Annotated in this window: 19 protein-coding genes and 1 tRNA gene; 5 read left to right on the forward strand and 15 right to left on the reverse strand. The window is 69.2% G+C overall.

Annotated features, from left to right (window positions below; translation table 11 throughout):
* Window positions 1-83 precede the first annotated feature (83 nt).
* Together VGV06_01285 and VGV06_01290 are read left to right on the forward strand one after the other, a co-directional pair.
* Window positions 84-1,100: a GGDEF domain-containing protein gene (locus VGV06_01285; GenBank protein HEV2053787.1), complete on the forward strand. Its 1,017-nt coding sequence runs from the start codon at window positions 84-86 to the stop codon at window positions 1,098-1,100.
* The gene (locus VGV06_01290) at window positions 1,097-2,200 is read left to right on the forward strand and encodes an HD domain-containing phosphohydrolase (GenBank protein HEV2053788.1); all 1,104 of its coding nucleotides are present in this window, start codon (window positions 1,097-1,099) and stop codon (window positions 2,198-2,200) included. Before VGV06_01285 ends, VGV06_01290 begins: the two co-directional genes overlap by 4 nt.
* Before the next feature lie 7 nt (window positions 2,201-2,207).
* Here the strand turns inward: VGV06_01290 and VGV06_01295 are convergent, their stop codons facing one another.
* Window positions 2,208-3,857 carry an AMP-binding protein gene (locus VGV06_01295; protein ID HEV2053789.1) on the reverse strand — a complete coding sequence of 550 codons (1,650 nt, stop codon included), beginning with the start codon at window positions 3,855-3,857 and terminating at the stop codon, window positions 2,208-2,210.
* A complete protein-coding gene (locus VGV06_01300) occupies window positions 3,854-5,296 on the reverse strand; it encodes a hypothetical protein (GenBank protein HEV2053790.1) in 1,443 nt (480 codons plus the stop codon). Before VGV06_01300 ends, VGV06_01295 begins: the two co-directional genes overlap by 4 nt.
* 133 nt (window positions 5,297-5,429) lie before the next feature.
* Here VGV06_01300 and VGV06_01305 point away from each other — a divergent pair, with 133 nt between their 5' ends.
* Together VGV06_01305 and VGV06_01310 are read left to right on the forward strand one after the other, a co-directional pair.
* Window positions 5,430-6,584, forward strand: a complete 1,155-nt coding sequence (locus VGV06_01305) for a thiolase domain-containing protein (protein HEV2053791.1) — start codon at window positions 5,430-5,432, stop codon at window positions 6,582-6,584.
* Complete coding sequence (locus VGV06_01310; GenBank protein ID HEV2053792.1) at window positions 6,577-6,957, forward strand: Zn-ribbon domain-containing OB-fold protein; 381 nt, start codon at window positions 6,577-6,579, stop codon at window positions 6,955-6,957. The genes VGV06_01305 and VGV06_01310 overlap by 8 nt, the downstream gene beginning before the upstream one ends.
* Before the next feature lie 3 nt (window positions 6,958-6,960).
* Here VGV06_01310 and VGV06_01315 read toward each other — a convergent pair whose 3' ends face one another.
* The 13 genes from VGV06_01315 to VGV06_01375 all read right to left on the reverse strand — a co-directional run bounded on the left by VGV06_01315 (window position 6,961) and on the right by VGV06_01375 (window position 16,699).
* Window positions 6,961-7,317, reverse strand: a complete 357-nt coding sequence (locus VGV06_01315; protein ID HEV2053793.1) for a cupin domain-containing protein — start codon at window positions 7,315-7,317, stop codon at window positions 6,961-6,963.
* 66 nt (window positions 7,318-7,383) lie between these two features.
* Window positions 7,384-7,458 (reverse strand) — tRNA-Gly (locus VGV06_01320).
* A 44-nt stretch (window positions 7,459-7,502) separates the two neighbouring features.
* A complete protein-coding gene (locus VGV06_01325; protein ID HEV2053794.1) occupies window positions 7,503-9,056 on the reverse strand; it encodes an ABC transporter substrate-binding protein in 1,554 nt (517 codons plus the stop codon).
* 50 nt (window positions 9,057-9,106) lie between these two features.
* On the reverse strand, window positions 9,107-10,594 hold the full coding sequence (locus VGV06_01330; GenBank protein ID HEV2053795.1) for an HD domain-containing protein: 1,488 nt from the start codon (window positions 10,592-10,594) through the stop codon (window positions 9,107-9,109).
* A gap of 2 nt (window positions 10,595-10,596) precedes the next feature.
* A complete protein-coding gene (locus VGV06_01335; protein HEV2053796.1) occupies window positions 10,597-11,274 on the reverse strand; it encodes an amidohydrolase family protein in 678 nt (225 codons plus the stop codon).
* Window positions 11,274-12,116, reverse strand: a complete 843-nt coding sequence (locus tag VGV06_01340) for a hypothetical protein (GenBank protein HEV2053797.1) — start codon at window positions 12,114-12,116, stop codon at window positions 11,274-11,276. Before VGV06_01340 ends, VGV06_01335 begins: the two co-directional genes overlap by 1 nt.
* Window positions 12,117-12,123: 7 nt before the next feature.
* Window positions 12,124-13,011: an ATPase domain-containing protein gene (locus tag VGV06_01345; protein HEV2053798.1), complete on the reverse strand. Its 888-nt coding sequence runs from the start codon at window positions 13,009-13,011 to the stop codon at window positions 12,124-12,126.
* A 71-nt stretch (window positions 13,012-13,082) separates the two neighbouring features.
* Window positions 13,083-13,319, reverse strand: coding sequence for a hypothetical protein (locus VGV06_01350; protein ID HEV2053799.1), 237 nt, complete (start codon window positions 13,317-13,319; stop codon window positions 13,083-13,085).
* A gap of 11 nt (window positions 13,320-13,330) precedes the next feature.
* Complete coding sequence (gene lexA, locus VGV06_01355) at window positions 13,331-13,951, reverse strand: transcriptional repressor LexA (GenBank protein ID HEV2053800.1); 621 nt, start codon at window positions 13,949-13,951, stop codon at window positions 13,331-13,333.
* A gap of 101 nt (window positions 13,952-14,052) precedes the next feature.
* Window positions 14,053-14,532: a twin-arginine translocase TatA/TatE family subunit gene (locus VGV06_01360; GenBank protein ID HEV2053801.1), complete on the reverse strand. Its 480-nt coding sequence runs from the start codon at window positions 14,530-14,532 to the stop codon at window positions 14,053-14,055.
* A 104-nt stretch (window positions 14,533-14,636) separates the two neighbouring features.
* Entirely contained in the window at window positions 14,637-15,095 is a 459-nt protein-coding gene (locus tag VGV06_01365; protein ID HEV2053802.1) for a tetratricopeptide repeat protein, read from the reverse strand.
* A gap of 197 nt (window positions 15,096-15,292) precedes the next feature.
* Entirely contained in the window at window positions 15,293-15,856 is a 564-nt protein-coding gene (locus tag VGV06_01370; protein HEV2053803.1) for a LemA family protein, read from the reverse strand.
* Window positions 15,857-15,925: 69 nt separating this feature from the next.
* Complete coding sequence (locus VGV06_01375; GenBank protein HEV2053804.1) at window positions 15,926-16,699, reverse strand: hypothetical protein; 774 nt, start codon at window positions 16,697-16,699, stop codon at window positions 15,926-15,928.
* Window positions 16,700-16,790: 91 nt separating this feature from the next.
* Between VGV06_01375 and VGV06_01380 the strand changes: the two genes are divergently transcribed.
* On the forward strand, window positions 16,791-17,621 hold an 831-nt coding region (locus VGV06_01380; GenBank protein ID HEV2053805.1), incomplete at its 3' end, for a M20/M25/M40 family metallo-hydrolase.

The raw sequence follows: 17,621 nt of genomic DNA on the forward strand, positions 1-17,621 counted from the left end.
ACGGTATCCTAGGCCTCGCGGCGCAGTCAAGGCGGCGGGGTGGTTCCTTGACTATCCACTAACCGCCAGCCAATATTTACCAAATGGCTCAGGCCAAGCGAGCGGTGAGACCCAAGCCCGAGGAGCCCACCCTGGTTGCGGGCGGCGCACGGCGCACCATCATGCTCGCCCTGTGGCTGACCTCCTTCATCCCGCTTATGGTGGTCGCCTACAGCTTCTACGCGTATCTCCTGCCGCTGCTCGACCACACCCGGCAGGTCCGCGACCTGCCCTGGCTTCAGGCCCTGCTCGTCTTCACCGGGCTCCTGATGGCGGTGGGCGGCGTGCTCATCTGGGGTCTGACGCGCGCGCTCCCTCGCCCCGAGCCGGCCGCCCAGACGCCCGCGCCGGCGCCAGAGCGCCCGCAGGCGGCGTCGAAAAATCTGGACGACGCCGACGGGCTGCTGCACTCCTTCTCCCGCATGCTCGCGCCCATCGAGCAGCAGGCGGCGGCACTCGACCGCTACGCCACGCGCCTCGACAACGCCTACCAGGAGCTCGAGTCCACCAACGCCCGCCTCAAGGAGTTCTCCTTCAAGGACGAGGTGACGGGGCTCTACAACCGGCGCTTCTTCTCGATCCGTCTCGAGGAAGAGGTCTCGCGGTACCGCCGCTTCAACCACCCCGTCTCGGTCGTGCTCCTCGACCTCGACGCCTTCAAATCTGTCAATGACGAGCTCGGCCACGCCGCAGGCGACGAAACGCTGCGGGGCATGGCCGAGATTCTCCTCCGGCACTCGCGCGGCATCAACGTCATCTGCCGCTACGGCGGCGACGAGTTCGCCGTCCTCCTGGTCGAGACCTCCAAGGCGGGCGCGCGGCTGTACGCCGACCGAATCCGCTACGTGCTCTCCTCGTACCAGTTCGGCCACCGTCGGCGCGTGACGGCGAGCTTCGGCATCGCCTCCCTGCCCGAGGACGTGGCGCCCACGGCGGACGACCTGATCCAGGCCGCCGATGAGGCGCTGTACGCGGCCAAGCGCGCCGGCAAGAACCGCGTCTCAGTCCACGAGGACGTCGTCGTGGCGCAGCCCGCGGCTTCCGAGGCCAAGGTCGAATGAGCGAGCCCTCGGTCCCCAGGCAGGTGCTCATCGTCGAGGACGACGCCAAGGTCCGCGGCGCCCTGCGCGAGGTTTTCGTCACCGACGGCTACCAGTGCCGCGTGGCGGCCAACGGGCGCGAGGGGCTGGACGCCTTCCAGCGGGAGCGCCCGCCCCTGACGTTGACCGACATCAAGATGCCCGTGATGGACGGGCTCGAGTTCCTCAAGCGCGCCCGAGCCATAGACGGCGACGCGGCGATCATCGTCATCACCGGCGTTGGTGACGTAAAGACCGCCATCGAAAGCCTCAAGTGCGGGGCGTACGATTTCATCGTCAAGCCCGTGAACGTCGAGGAGGTCCTCATCGCGGCCGAGCGGGCGCTCGAGCGGCGGCAGCTGCTCATGGAGCGGCGCGAGTACCACACGCTGCTGGAGCGGCGCGTGGCCGAGGCGACGAGGGACCTGGCCGCCGCGCTGAATGAGCTCGAGGATACCTATCGGACGACGCTCGAGGCCCTGGGCTCGGCGCTCGACACGCGGGACGTCGGCACGCACGCGCACTCGCGTCGGGTCGTCGGCTACTCCCTCGCGCTCGCGCGGGCCCACAGCCTGCCGGAAAGCCAGATGCGCGACATCGAACACGGCGTGCTGCTCCACGACATCGGAAAGATCGGCATCCCCGACGGCATCCTGCTCAAGCCGGGGCCGCTGGGGCCGGAAGAGTGGAAGATCATGCGCACCCACCCCGACCTGGGCCGCCGGCTCGTCGAGCCCATTCCCTTCCTGCGGGGCGCCGTGCCCATCGTCTACCACCACCATGAGCGGTGGGACGGGACGGGCTACCCGGCGGGGCTCCGCGGCGAGACGATCCCGCTCAGCGCGCGCATCTTCGCGGTCGCCGATGCCTTCGACGCCATGACGTTCGACCGGCCGTACTCGGTCGCCATCTCCTTCGAGGCGGCCCGCCGCGAGATCGAGCGCTGCTCCGGCACGCACTTCGACCCCGCGGTGGTCGAGACCTTCTTGAAGCTCCCCCTGGAGCTGCTGGAGACCATCCGGAACGGATCGGGAAATGCCGGGCAGCCCGTGACGAAGGGCCCGCTCATGAGGGAGCACTAGCGCAACGCTACACCGGCTCCTTGAGGTCGTACTTCTCGACCGCATAGGCCTTCTGCTTGAACTTCTGCACCTTCCCCGACCCTGTCAGCGGAAAGCTCTCGACGATCTCGACGTACTTCGGCTCTTTGAAGTTCGCGATCTTGCCGCGCGCGAAGTCGGAGACCTCTTCGGCCGTGAGCGTCTCGCCCGCCTTCGGGATGACGAACGCCATGACCGCCTCGCCCATAACGGGGTCGGGCACGCCCACGATCGAGATATCCAGCACCTTGGGGTGGCGCAGGTAGAAGTTCTCGATCTCCGCCGGGTACGTGTTGAAGCCGCCGACGATGATCATGTCGGTGAGGCGGCCCGTGATGCGCAGGTAGCCGTCGGCGTCCTTGACCCCCATGTCTCCGGTGTGGAGCCACCCGCCGCGGATCTTCTCGGCCGTCGCCTCCGGCTTGCCGTAGTAGCCGCGCATCAGCGTCGGGCCCGCGATGCAGACCTCGCCCTCCTGGCCGGCTCCGAGCTCGGCGCCGGTGACGGGGTCCACGATGCGGTCCTCGATCTCCGGGGTCCGGAGCCCGACCGTGGACACCCGTTTCTCGATGGGGTCCCCCGGACGGGTCCAGTGGGTGCCGCCCGTGGCCTCGGTCAACCCGTACACGACGAGGGCATTCATGCCGAGGCCGCGGTCGCGGTCGAGAATCTTCCGCATGATCTCCACGGGCACGGGCGCCGCGCCGATGGAGCCGGTGCGCAGCGACCCGAGATCGTACCGGCCGAAAGAGGGGTGGCCCAGGATGGTGATGAACATCGTCGGCACGCCCGAGAAAATCGTGACCCGCTCGGCCTGGATGAGCCGCATCGCCTCGGCCGGGTCGAAGACGTCCATCACCACCTGGGTGGAGCCGGCGAGGCAGTTGGCCGCGACGCCACCCATGGACCCAAAGATGTGGAAGTACGGCACAGGCACGAGGTAGCGGTCGCGAGCCGTCCAGCCGTGGAGGTCCTGGTACACGCGGCACTTGTAGTAGATGTTGCCGTGAGTGAGGAGGCACCCCTTCGGCTCGCCCGTGGTCCCGGAGGTGTACAGCATCGCGGCGGCGTCATCGGGGCTGACGCGGATCCGATCGAGGGCCCCGGCACCGCTCGAAGATCCCAGTCTCTCGACTTCGGCCCAGGATCGGCAGCCGGCCGGGACGTGATCGCCCAGCACGACCACGTGGCTGAGCGCCGGACAGCTCGCGCTCATAAGCCGGTCGCCAGGCCGGTCGATCTCAGGGCAGATCTCCCGCAGGATCCCGATGTAGTCGACGCCCGCGGCATCGAAATGGTCCAGCAGGATGAGCGCCTTGGCGTCGGACTGTCTCAGGACGTATTCGACCTCGAAGGCCTTGTAGCGGCTGTTGCACGTCACCGTCACCCCGCCTACCTTGGCGATTCCAAGGGTGGCCACGTTCCACTCGACGCGATTCGGCATCCAAAGCACGACGTGGTCGCCGGGCCGGATGCCGAGCGCCAGGAGCCCCTGGGCGAAGGCATCGGCGCGGGCCTTCAGCGCGCCGTAGGACACCCGCTCGTCCTTGAAGACGACCGCCTCCTGCGACGGATCGCGCGCGGCCGCCTGGTCGAGCATCTGCCCGAGCGTTAGCGCGGGGCCGAGAGCGCCCGTCATCCCTTCGTCGCCTCGATTTGCTCGAGCATCTGCTGGGCACGCCCGAAGGCGTGGGTCAGCTCCTCGTGCGAGAGTCCCTGGTCGCGCGCCTTCTGGATGATCCCCCGCACGTCCTGCCATCGCTGCATGGCCGCGTCGCGGTCGCCTGCCTCGAGCAGGCGGTCAATCGTCTCGCCGGCACCGTCCGAGATCCGCTCGATAGTCCGGGCGAGGAGCTCGCGGGTCTTGCGCTCGAGGCCCAGGTCGATGTCGCGGAGGTGCAGCGCGCGGAAGAGCGGCCGCAGCGCCGCCTCGAGCTCGAAGGCCACGATGTCACGACGACCGCACCGCATGTAGCCGTTCCAGATCCGACGGTTGGCGCCGTGCCACCGCCCCGGGGTGACGACATCCACCGAGCTCGCGGCCAGAATCTCCCGAGCGCGCTCGAGGGCGTCGAGCGCGTCTGCCGCCGTCGTCTCGGTGCCCCGGGCGGTCGCGATGAGGCGCCCGATCTGGCGGACGATGCACCGCGCCGCCAGCTCCGCCAGCGGCGCCCGGCGCGGGGCCGGCAGGTCCTCCGAGTCGAGGGCCTGGCGGACGAGCTCACGGGCCTGGGAAAACTGCCGCCGCCGCATCAACCCGCGGCCCGCGAGCGCGTAGCCGTCCCACAGGGCCTCGCGCGCGCGGTCGAGGAGCACCGACTCGTCCTCGGTGGCCGGCGCGGCGACGATGCGCCACTCGAGCCACAGCACGGCCATGCGGAGCACCGCCACGCGCTCCCCGGAAGTGGCTGACATGGCATCCGCCGCTGCCAGGAGCTGGCGCGCCGACGTCGCCGCCGCCGCGGCGATGCGCTGCGGGCAGCCCTCGGAGACGCCGTCGGGCGCCGCGCGGACCGCGGCGTCGAGCGCCCCCTGGGCGCCCTCAATATCGCCCAAGACGTGGCGCGACACGCCCACCACCGTCCAGAGCGCGGCCCGGATGAAGGAAGGCTCGGCCCCCTCGGCCGGCCCGCCCGCCTCGAGATGCGGCACCGCGGCCTCGATGACCTGCGAATGCTGCCCTTCCTGCTGGAACGCCAGTGCGCGCTCGAGTGCGTCGAGCGAAGGGTCCGGCGGGAGCGGCAGCGCCGCGGCTGCGGCGACCGGCTGGGCCTCGGGAGCGAGGGCCAGATCTGGCTGGCTCGTCCGCGACTCCGAAGGAGGGGACGCAGAAGCCGCCGGACGAGGACGCGAGCCGGGCCGATGCGCGCGACGGCGCTCGGGGCCAATGTACGGCGCTCGGGGCGGGACCTCCGGCGGTGCGGGCCCCGCATTCGTAGTCGGCCTCACGCTCGATCGCCGCCGCGGTCGAGTCGAGGACCGCGCGGGGCGGGCGTCGAGAGCCTGGGCCAGCCCCAGGAAGAGCAGGATGGCGGCTGCGGCGGCCAGGAGCGCGACCAGTCCCTCTTCGAGCGTCACACCGTCCTTCCCTTCATGACCCCGAACCCTACCACGGCGCCCCGGACCGCGGCCAGAAGCACTTGACTCCCCTCGCGCGCGAGTATCATGATGACCGGAGTCGAGCCGTCACTCCACTAATCGAGGAGGATCAATGCGCCGCGTCGCCGTCATCGGGGTGGGCGTCACGAAATTCGGGAAGCACGACCGCACCAGCGCCGAGCTTTTCGCCGAGGCGGCTGGGGACGCCATCCGCGACGCCGACGTCGCCCCATCGGCGATCCAGGCCCTGTACTACGGCAATGTCACCGGTGGCGAGGGCGAAAAGCAGCTGCACATGGGCCCGCTCGCGGCGACGCTCCTGGGCATACCGACGATCCCGACGACCCGCTTCGAGAACGCGTGCGCCACGAGCCACGCGGCCTTCCGTCACGCCGTCATGGAGATCGGCGCGGGCGTCTCCGACATCGTCATGGTCGGCGGCGCGGAGCGCGTGCTGAACATCCCGACCGACGCAGCGACCGAGTATTTCGCCTACTGCTCCGATGCCTCGTGGGAGCAAAGCGTCGGCCTGACCTTCCCCGGGGTCTTCGCGCTGATCGCCCGCGCCCACATGGACAAGCACGGCACGACCGAAGAGCAGATGGCCCACGTGGCCGTCAAGAACCACCGCCACGGCGTGCTGAACCCCAAGGCACAGTTCCGCAAGGAGATCACGGTCGACATGGTGCTCAAGAGCGCTTACGTCGCCGACCCGCTCAAGCTCCTCGACTGCTGTCCGTTCACCGACGGCGGCGCCGCGGTGGTCCTGGCGGCCGAGGAGGTCGCGCGCAAGCGGCCCCGCTCCGTCTGGGTGCTCGGGACCCAGGCGGCCTCCGACACCATGTTCATGCACGAGAAGCGCGACCTCTCGCGGGTGATGGCGACCGAGCGCGCGGCGGCCGCCGTCTACCGGCAGGCCGGCAAGACCCCCGCCGACGTGGATGTCGTCGAGCTCCATGACTGCTTCACCATTGCCGAGATCGTCGCCACCGAGGGCTTGGGCTTCTTCGAGCCGGGCTTGGGCGGCGTGGCCGCCGAGAAGGGCTGGACGAGCCTCGGGGGCAAGATCCCCGTCAATCCGTCGGGCGGACTCAAGGCCAAGGGGCATCCGATCGGCGCCACCGGCGCCGGCCAGATCGCCGAGATCACGACCCAACTCCGCGGCGAGGCGGGGCCGCGCCAGGTCGAGGGCGCGCGGACGGGCCTGACCCACACGCTGGGCGGCAACACCGCCACCGTGCTCGTGAGCCTCTTCGGCCGTGGCTGACCACGTGCTGACGCTGAAGCACTTCTTCGAGGAGGCGCGCGCGGGCCGCCTGACCGGCATCCGGTGCGGCAAGTGCGGCGAACTCGCCATCCCGCCGAAGGAATTCTGCCCCACCTGCCAGGAGCGGAACTGGGCGCCGGTGCCGCTCGGCGGCGCTGGGAGCATCACGTCCTTCACGGTCATCCGGGTCGCCCCCCGGGGGCGCGGCGCCGAGGCGCCCTACGCGGTCGCGGTCGTGCGGCTCGACGAGGGCGTCTCCCTGCTCGGGCGGATCGTGGACATCCCGTTCGACTCGCTCCGCGCGGATCTGCCCGTGCGCTTTCGCCCGATCGTCACGGGAGAGCAGACGGCCATCGGCTTCGGCCCCGCCTGAGCCTTACCGCGTGAAGTAGCGCATCTCGAGGGTCACGCACCGCTTCGGCACCCGGTACGGACCGTGGACCATGCCCGGCGGCCTGCACGCGTACATCCCCGCCGTGAAGGTCTGCTTCTTCCCGAGGTCGACGAGCTCACCCTCGAGGATCCAGACCTCTTCCCAGAAATCGTGCGTGATCGTCTCCGTGGTCTCGACGCCCGTGTCGAACCGGAGCAGGCGTGTCACGTCTCCTTCCTCGTTCCTGCTCAAGATCTTCTGCCTGACGCCTGCGCCTCCCGCTCCGCCCGTGGCCGAGCCTGCGACGGGCTCCCAGGGAATATGGTCGGGCTTGAAGAACTCCAACTCTGGCTTGGGCATGTAGGCTTGCCTCCGTGACAAAGGGAAAGGGGGCTACGGCCGACGCCCGTAACCCCCCTTCTCGAATGGAGCGGCCGACCGGATTCGAACCGGCGACGTCCAGCTTGGGAAGCTGGCATTCTGCCACTGAATTACGGCCGCGTTCACGGCTATTCTAGCCCCCGCCCTCCTGAAGTCAATTCCCGCTACTTGAGCGACATGTCGTAGGCCTTGATCAGCTCGTCGCTCCGCGCCTTCCAGGCCACCCGCTTGTTGACGCCGTAAAGGTCGATTTGCTGGTAGAGCGGGACCGCCGGGACCTCCTCGATCCACAGCTTGTTGATCCGATGGTATTGGGCGAGGCGCTTCTTCTCGTCCATCTGCGTCTGCGCTTCCTCGACCATCCCGTTGAAGTCCTCGTTGTGCCAGTTGACGAAGAGATTGGGCGACTTGAAGAGCGGCACGTAGATCGCTTCGGCATCCATGGTCCCATGCCCCCACCCGATCAGCCACACGGGGCCGGCCTTGTGCACGTACACTTGGTTGTTCAGATAGTTGACGAACTCGAACGTCCTGAGCGTCGTGCGGATCCCCGCCTTCGTCAGCTGCCCGGCCACCGCCTCCGCGACTTCCTTATCGCGCACGTAGCGCCCCTGCGGACCGTTGAGGACAATGTCCACGCCGTTCGGAAGGCCGGCATCGGCAAGGAGCTTCTTGGTCCGGACCAGATCCTGCTTGATCGGCTTCAGCGAGGGGTCGTAGCCGAAGTGCATGCTGGGTAGCATCGTCGCCACCCGGACCGCCTTGCCGTCCATCACGCCCTTGATGATCTCGTCCGCGTCGACGGCGTAGGCGATGGCCTGGCGCACCCGCTTGTCGGCGGTGGGCCCATTGTACGGCCCCGTCGGCTTGTGGCTCGCGTCCATCTGGTGGGTGTAGATCATGAGCTGGATCGTACGGATCGACGGCGCGGTGCTCAGAAAGATCTTCGGGTGCTTCTCGATGATGGGGGCCAGGTGCGGCGGGATGTTGACCGCGACGTCGATCTCGCCGTTCTGAAGGGCGGCGACGCGGACAGCGTCGTCGGGGATTGGCTTGAACACGACGGTCTTGATGTTCGGCGCCCCCCGCCAGTATCCGGGGAAGGCCTCCATCACGATCTCCTCGTCCTTCGACCAGCGCACGAACTTGTAGGGGCCGGTGCCGATGGGGTTCCGCGAGATGGCGGCGGTCTCCTTGCCCGCGTACTCCTTGGGCGGATACATCGACGCCTGGCGCTGCGCCATGAACCTCGCGAACACCGGCCACGGCTTCTTGGTGTGGATCTTCACCGTGTAGGGGTCCACGACCTCGACGCGGTCGATGGGGGCGAACGACGAGGAGCCGCGCAGCTTGTTGGCGGGGTTGATGAGCCGCTCCAGGCTGAACTTCACCGAGTCGGCGTTGAAGTCCTCCCCGTTGTGGAACTTGACGCCCTTGCGCAGCTTGATCTCCCAGACGGTCGGCGCCACCAGCTTCGGCAGCTCAGCGGCCAGCCCGGGGACCAGGTTCATGCTCTGGTCGCGCTCGACGAGCATGTCGAACATCTGGGCGCCGACGTTCGATGCCGGCTGCTCTTGCTGGTTCATCATGTCGAGCGTCGTCGGATCCACGCCCTGGGCGATGACGACCTTGCCCGCGGGCGCTGCCCAACCGGCGGCCGGTGCCGAGACAGCGACAAGCGCTGCGGCGAGGGCCGCGCAGAGACCTGTGCAGATCATGTCTGCCTCCTTGGGATAGCGGAACAGTAGATGCGACGAGCGGCCCTACTTTAGGGGGCGGGCCCGGAGGTGTCAAGCGGGTCGGCCCGCATCCGCCTGAGGTAGGCCAGTGCCGCGTCCCGCGTCGTCACGGCCCCGACCGCCTGTGCCTCGCGGAGAAGACGAAGCAGCCTGCCGATCTCAGGACCCGGTGGCAGGTCCAGGGCCGCCATCACGTCGCGGCCGTCCACAAGGGGAGGCGCGGACAGCGCTGCGGCCTCCTCGTCATGCCCCGCCATCAGCTCGCGCACGATACCGCCGCCGGGGCCCTCCCAGACCTCCAGTGGCGAGTCGCCCCGAAGCGCCGCCGCATCGGCCACGGCGAGGAGCAGGAGGTCGCGGGCGTCGTCGCCAAGGTCGCGGAAGAATCGGAAGCGCGCGCGCCGACTCACGCCGCCCGACTGGGCCAGGTGCATGGGGCGGAGATGGTGGCGGACGAGGCGCTCGATCACCCCCGCCATCCGGCCCGAAAGACGGAGCCTCTCCGCGATCGTGATGACACGCGCGGCGCCACGGGCGTCGTGGCCGAGAAAGCGCGTGCGCCCGCCCTCGACGGTCAGGGTCTCCGGCTTGGCGACATCGTGGAGCAGCGCCGCCAGCTTGAGCGCTTCTCGCCGCGTGGCGCCGTCGCCGAGCGGCTCTCCGAGGTGTGCCGCGAGCGCCTCGCCCCGCGGCTCGAGCTCGCTTACACGGGCTATGAGGAGATCCGCCGCCTCCACGGCCCGCAGGCTGTGCTCCCAGACGTCGAAGCGATGCGGCTCTGACTGGGAGGTGGCCTTCATCGCCCGGCTCTCCGGCAGGACGATGTCGATCGCGCCCCAGCGGTCGAGCGCGCGGAGGCCAACTGCCGACGCCGGCACCGCGAGCAGTGCGAGGATCTCGTCCCTCAGCCGCTCGGCGGATGCTCGCGAGAGGGCGGGCGCGGCGGCGAGCGCGGCGCCCTCGAGCGATCGATCGAGCCCCCAGCCCGGCAGCGCGCCGAACCGGGCTGCGCGAAGGACGCGGACCGGGTCGTCCTCGAGCGAGCGAGGCGCGCAGAGCCTCACCACGCGGGCCGCGAGATCGGCCCGGCCGCCGGTCGGATCTTCCACCTCCGCCTCGCCCGTGACCACGAGCGGCACGACCGCGACGGCCAGCGCATTGACGGTGAAGTCTCGACCTTGGAGATCTCCGGCGAGGTCGGGCGCCCGGAAGTCCGCGATATCGATCTGCGGACCCCGCCAGGCATGCTCCCCTCCGCCCGTTATGCGGCCCGCCCCGCGCGCTTCGTCGAGCACGTGAAAGGCTGCCCCGAGCCCGTCCGCCAGCTCGCGCGCGAGAGCAACCGCTCCGGACGGCACAGCGATGTCCAGGTCCCCCGCTCCGACTCGCGCGAGCGCGTCGCGCACGGCGCCGCCGACCAGGAAGGCCCGGCCCTCGGCGCCCAGGGCACGCGCCATGGCCTCGAGCGCGCTCCGGGCGCCGGCTCCGAAGGCGTCGAGCGCCACCCGCCCGGGCATGCTCACGCGAGCCCCAGGAGCGCCGCAGCGTTGTCGTGGAAGATCTTGCGGTAGACGGGCAGCGGCAGGTCCCGCAGCCACAAGGCCTCCCGCTCCTCCTCGTACGCGTACGGCAGGTTCGGAAAGTCGCTGCCGAAGACGATCCTGTCCTGCCAGCGGAGCAGGTCGTCGTTGGTGACGGAGATCCGGTTCAGGCGGGTGTCGATCGCCCTGTGCTCGGGTCGCACCGGCGCGAAGGCCATGGTCGTGTCGAGGTAGAGATTGGGACAGCGCTCCATGAGCTGCATGAACTGCCGCGTCTCGAACGAGCCCATGTGGGCCACCACCACCTTGAGCCGCGGGAACATGTCCATGACGCGGGCGAAGCGCGGGAACCCGTCGAAGGCGTTCGGCCAGGGCGCCGAGCCGACGTGAATCAGGAGGAACCGGTCGAGGGCCAGCAGGCGCTCGTAGACCGGCAGCACGCGCGGATCGTCGGGGAAGAAGCGCTGGACATTGATGTGGAACTTGAAGCCCTTGAAGTGGTCTCGGAGAAAGGCGGCGACCAGCTCGGGCTCGGTCGGGTACTCGAGCTTCCAGTCCGAGCGCTCGGCGAACCACTTCCGGATCGCGCGGGAGAGCCGCTCCGGGTGGAGGTGGGTGTGGATGTCGATGTAGCGGAAACCCTCCGGTGCCTGCATCAGGCGCTCACGACCCAGGTGCCAGGCCAGCCGTCGACCTCGACGTCGACGCGGAGGCGGCCGGCTCTCGCCAGACGGGCGACGGCCTGCGCCGTCTCGGCGGGCCCAAGGTCGAAGAGCCGCGCCATGCGCTTGGGAGTCGAGTACACGGCACCGCCAAGGTAGCGAGCAACGACGCGGTCGAGCGCCGCGGCTCGGCCGAGCCTCCGCCCCTCGGCGACCTGCTCGGGCAGCCAGCGCTCGAGGAGGTCCCAGCGATAGGAAAAGCTCGGCTCGTAGCGCTCCTCCGTCTTGACGATCCAGAGGCCCTGCTGGAGCTCCGCCATCGCGCGCTCGAACTCGCGGGTCTTGCCGGGCTCGAGCATGAAGGTGTCGGCCCTGAGGCCGCGCGTGTACTGCGGACTCTCGCGGAAGAAGCTGTCCATGAGCCGCTTGGCCGTCGCCGACATCCGCCCCGCGCGGTATTCGGCCCCGAAATCGCGGGCGCGCTGGCGGCCGCGCACGAGCGCGTAGAAGGCCGGCAAGAGGTCGAGCGCGACCAGGACGGGGCGGTGTTTCACGAGCTTGCCGTAGTAGCAGCGCCGCGTGGCGGGCAGCGTGTCCTTGAGCTCCCACGTCAGCCCGATGCCGGCGTCGTGATGGGAGTGGCGGGGCCAGCGCGGGCGCTCGCGGCCCGCGACGGCCTCCCAGAGGCACGCGAGCCCGTCGGGAAAGCGGTAGAACGTGGAGCAGACGCCGACCTGGTTCACGAAAGCCGCGGCCGTCCGCGCCGATCGCACGCGCAGTCCCCGCGCGTGACGAAAAGCCCGCGCGCGCCCGGCCTCGAGGATCCGCGCGTCCATTTTGCGGCTACACGAACTCGATGCCGCGCTCCGTGACCCTGTACTCCTCGATCTCGTCGCTCTTCGCGCTGCCCCGGTGCTTGACGACGCAGAGGAAACGGCCGAGCCGGTTGCCCACGCGCTCACTGCCCATGGCGAGGATGGTGTTGGCGACGGCGCCGATGTCCCCGGACGCGACCTTGCGCGCGATCAGGTGCTCGAGCCGCGTCTCCTCGGTCGTCACCAGGAGCAGGGTGGTGACGGACGGGTGGTCGTAGCGGTGGCTGTCGATGAAGTCGCGATGCTTCCAGACGGGCAGGCAAATCTCCATCCCCAGCGTCTCGCTGTCGCGGTGGATGGCCTTGCGGTACAGCTCATCGAAGAGGAACGGCTGGATGTAGTCGCCTGGCACGTCCATCGGCTCGACGCCGTCGACCACGACGCGCCGGCATCCGGCGCCCAGGTGAAAGTAAATGAACGGCCGGACCGTGTACATCGAGTGGTTGTACTCGGACTTCCAGTTCCAGTCCAGCTCGAGCCCGCCGTCGGAGGTGGGCACCTGGTAGTCCCTTAGCTTGCCCACCCACGGGAGCGCGTCGCAATAGCGGGCCGTCATCTGTTCCGCCGAGGGGTACGGATCAGCCATGGGCATGACCGTGTGCGTCCACCGCCGGAGAGTCCACCCGTACAGGCGGGACGCGTACTCGGAGTGCCGCTGCGAGTCGCCTCGCGCGTTCATGTCGAAGAAGATGCCCGGCGCCCCGTCGGCAACCTCACCCGCGTGGGCGAAGTGGAGTCCGAGGTGCGTCTTGCCTATGCCCGTCGCACCGTAGGCGACGCAGAGCGTACCGGGCAGGAGCCCGCCGCCCAGCATCGCATCCAGCCGCTCGAGACCCGTCGATACGCGAGCAGTCATAGGTGCGCTAGTTTATCGGCGCGCGGCTGAACGGGTCAAGCCTCGGGCATCGGCCGGCAAGCGCCAGCCGTCTAGGCTCCCAAGAGCATCAGCAGTGCCGCCCAGCCCGCGACCCCGGCGAGCGTGACGGCAGCGCCGAGGCAGTCGCCGAGCAGCTTTCTCGACGTCACCTGTTGAGTTGTGCGGGTCAAAAAAACTCTGGACGACGCACGACGAGTCACCGCGCTGCCCACGTAGACACTGCGGCGCGGGCGTACCGACACCGCCCGCCGCCTCGCATGTTTGACCGTTCTCTTCGCTGCCAGCATGTCCTGCCTCCTCACATCTCCCTGATGAGCCCGATGACCTTGCCCAGGATGCGGAAGTCCGCGCGCTGCGGATCCACCACGATGGGCTTCATGGTGGGATGTTCCGGCTTGAGCACGACGGTGCCGCCCTCGGTGGCGAAGCGCTTCACCGTCGCTTCCTGATCAATCATGGCCGCCACGATGTCGCCCGCCGCGGCGGACTCCTGCTTGCGCACCAGAACCAGATCGCCGTCGGCGATGTGCGCCTGGATCATGCTGTCCCCCCGCACCCGAAGGGCGAAGACGTCGCCGCCCTTGGCCGCCAGCCATTCGGGCCGCACCGGGATCACGTCCTCCTGATTCTCGACCGCAAAGATGGGAGCGCCCGCCGCGATCTTGCCAAGAATGGGGATCTCCCGCTCCCTGCGCGCCCGCTCGGGGCCACGGTCCGTGAGCACGAGCATGCGAGACACGCGCTTGTCGGTCACCCGCCGCTGCAGCATGCCCTTGCGCTCGAGCGCGCGCAGGTGATCGAAGGCCGCGCGCGGCGTGAAGCGGAACCGCTCGGCGATCTCGCGCACGGTGGGCGGCGCTCCGTGCTTGTCCGAGAAGCCCCGCATGAAGCCCAGCACCTCGCGCTGCCGCTGCGTCATCTCCTTCAATGGCCGCCCTCCTGGCGTTGGTCGTCCGTGGCCGAGCCCGTCTACTCAACACTATAATAGTCAACACCCGTTGAGTTAGCCAAGCAAAAAAATTAGGCCGGCTCCCACGGCTCGCAGGACGGGCAGGCCTGAAAACCCGCCTCCTTGGCTTCAGCCGGGCGCTTGAAGTAGGTCCGCTCGGGCTCCGCGATCCGGCGCACCCACCCACAATCCCTGGCATGGAAGAGCCGAGCCCCCCTCTGGGCGACGAAGGCTTCCCCCGGCGGAGCCTCCACGCCGCCGATCTCGACCGGCGCGTGCGGGTCGAGCACCGAATCGGGAAGGGCGGCGGCCGCGCTCGTTCCCACTGCCGCCTCGCCAGCCACGGGCTCGGCCGCCGTCGAAGGCACAGGGTCGGGCTCGTTGATCTGGAGATTGGTCTCGATCGTCGAACGGAACTCGTCGCTCGCCCGCCTGAACTCGCGCATGGCCCGGCCCAGCGAGCGGCCGAGCTGGGGCAGATTCTTCGGGCCGAAGACGAGGAGCGCGATCACGAAGATGAGGATCAGCTCCTGAAGGCCGATGTCGAACATGGCGCACGCTGATCATACCACCGTGACGTCGGCAGGGTCACGGCGCCTCGGTCTCAACCTCCCACGGGCTTCGGCTGGCCGCGGGCTTCGGCGGGCGCCCCGGCCTACCTTCCCACAGCTCGACCCAAGCGGGCCATCTCCCGCCGCGCCTCGGGCTGATCGGGAGCGATCTGAAGCATGCGCGCGTACTCCTGGGCAGCCTTGAGCCGATCGCCAGCCATCGCATAGGCGCGGGCCAGACCCAGACGGGCCTCGATGATCCCGGGGTCCTGGGCGAGGACGCTGCGCCACTCATTCATCGCCTGGTAGTACTGCTCCGTTTCCCAGAGGCGCTGCGCGAGCCGAAGGCGATACACGATCCCGGTTCCGTCGAGAGCCACCGTCTGTCGATACGCCTGCAGCGCGCGGTCTCCGGTCCCGAGGCCGTCGAGCACGCTGCCGTGGGAGAAGTGGGCCTCTGCATCCCGGGGCGCCTCGGCCAGCACCGCCTCCCACCTTGCTAGGGCCTGATGCCAGAGCCTCCGCTCGGTGAGGTACTGGGCCAGGGCGCGGTGGTACCGCACGGGGATCGTGCGGAAAGAAACCCTGGTGGGCGCCGCGGAAGTCAACCGTGATGGCTTCCCGCACGCGGAGCGTGGCGTCAGCCCCAACCTCCAGCGTGACGGCGAAGCGGTCGATCGCGAACAAGCGCTGTTGCGCTCCCGCCGATGCAGCCAGCGCCGCTACGAGCGCAGGGGCAAGGAGGAGGCGCTTGATACGCCTAGCCTCCGAAGGAGACCTTCGGGACCTGCCGCTCGTCTGGTCGGTCCAGCTCGAAGTACGCGTGGGGGCGGAACTGGAAGAAGCCCGCGACGAGATTGGACGGGAATTCCTGGATCGCAGTGTTGAGGTCACGGACGACGGCGTTGAAGTAGCGGCGGGCGTTCTGGATCGCCTCCTCGATCGCGCCGAGCGAGGCCTGGAGCGACTGGAAGTTGGCCGTCGCCGTGAGGTCGGGATAGGACTCGGCCAGCGCGAAGAGGCCGCGCAGGGCCTGGCTGAGCTGCCCTTCGGCCTGGGCGCGGGACTCGGGCGTCTGGGCCGCCACGGCCGCCCCGCGGGCCTTCACAACGGCATCGAGCGTGCCCCGCTCGTGCGCGGCATAGCCCTTGACCGACTCGACCAGGTTCGGCACGAGATCGGTGCGCCGCTTGAGCTGCACGTCCACGTCCGACCACGCCGACTGCGATCGCTGCGTGAGCGAGTCCAGCCGGTTGTAGCTGACGATGACGAAGACGACGACCGCCCCAACCGCGGCCAGGAAGATCATGAAGGGTATGCCCATGCGCGCTCCTCCGCGATCCATCATAGGGGCGAGGCGAAGCCAACAACAAGTAAGAAGCCCGCCGGCCGATTACCGGAGGAACCGGCGCCCCACCCCCAGGATCGCACCGTTGACGCCGAGCGTGGCGAGAGAGGCCAGCGCGTACGTGGCGCCTATCCCCAACCGGCCGAGCAGAGCGCCCACAAGGAGGAAAAACACCGCGAAGGCGAAAGAGCCCATGACGCCGCCCCGCAGCACGCGGACGCATGCCGCGGGCCCCTGTGATCGCTGGGCAAAGACCGCCAGGACCAGGAGGAAGACGGGCACCGGAGAGAGAAGCCCGCTGATCGTCGGACCGAGGTGACGGGCCGCCGCGGTCAGCAGCAGCACCACGGCGGTCGCGACCGCCATGCGGAGCGGGAGGTCCCATGCCGGCGGCTTCACGTTGCTCCTGCCGGTTGTCGTCGCGGGCAATAGGGCGGCGACCAGCGCGAGGGTGACGCAGACGAGAGCGAAGGCGGCGGGAAGCGACGCCGGGGCCGCGCTGAGCACGGCCAGGCAGGCGCCGAACACGCCCAGGCCGGCCGCCGCACTCCCAGCCCAGCCCACGCGTCGCGCGGCCCAACCATAGGCGAGACAGAAGACCGCCAGTGCCGTCAGGCCGAACAACGTGCCCACCGCCGCGCCCGCCGTGAAATCAGGTCCCTGCTCCAGGGCAAGGAAGACCGAGACGGGCCCGGACGTGAGCGGGAAGCCGGCGAGCCAGCCGCCGACGCCCGGCCCCCAGCGGCGGGCGAACAGCGTCGCCGCGGCGATCAGCAGCGGGGTGACGACGAGCTTGAGGACGAAAATCTCGGCTGGCATCGCAGGACGGCCGGACGGACGCTAGCACGCGCCTCCTTGGCGCGTCAACGAGGGCAGACGCGGGCGGGCCGCCCGGGTTATCGTAGCGGGCATGACCACCTGGGATGCGTTCGACCTGCGGCTGATCGCGAAGCGTCGTGGAATCTTGGAAGGCTTCCTCGAATTCCTGAGGCACAACACCGTGAGCCAGAACCCCGAGGGCGTGCGCGCGGGCGGCGAATGGTTGGCCGCTCTCATGCGCAGACGCGGGCTCGAGGCGCGGGTGCTGGAGACCGGCGGCGGCCCGGCGGTGTTCGGCGAGCGGCGCACGCCCGGAGCCAGACGCACCGTGCTCGTGTACTGCCACTACGACACCAAGCCGGCTCCCGCCAAGGAGTGGTTCCAGCCCTCGCCCTTCGAGCCCGTCTTCCGCAAGGTCGGCGATGCCGACGACGCGGCGTTCGTGTCCTTCGACCGTGTGCCCACCGAAGCGCTCACGGACTGGCGCGTGTATGCTCGCGGCGCCTCCGACGACAAGGGGCCCATCTGGAGCCACCTGGAAGCCCTGGCCCTGATGGACGAGCTCGGTCTGCCCCCCAAGGTGAATCTCAAGTTCATCTTCGACGGCGAGGAGGAGATCGGCAGCCCGTTCTTCGGCCCGTTGACGGAGAAGCACAAGGACCTGCTGAAAGCGGACCTTGTCCTCGTCACTGACGGCCCCAAGCACGGCAGCGGCAGGCCGACCATCAGCTTCGGCGCGCGGGGAGTCCTCAAGTTCGAGCTGACGATCGAGTCCGCGCGGCGCGACCTCCACTCGGGAAACTTCGCCGCGCCCAATCCCAACTGGCAGCTGGCGGCGCTCCTTTCGAGCATGGCCGCGCCCGATGGCACGCCCCTCATGGAAGGCTTCGAGGACGGCGTGGCTCCGCCGACCCAGGCCGAG

The sequence above is a fragment of the Candidatus Methylomirabilota bacterium genome, assembly GCA_035936835.1.
In the GTDB taxonomy this organism is placed as follows: domain Bacteria; phylum Methylomirabilota; class Methylomirabilia; order Rokubacteriales; family CSP1-6; genus AR37.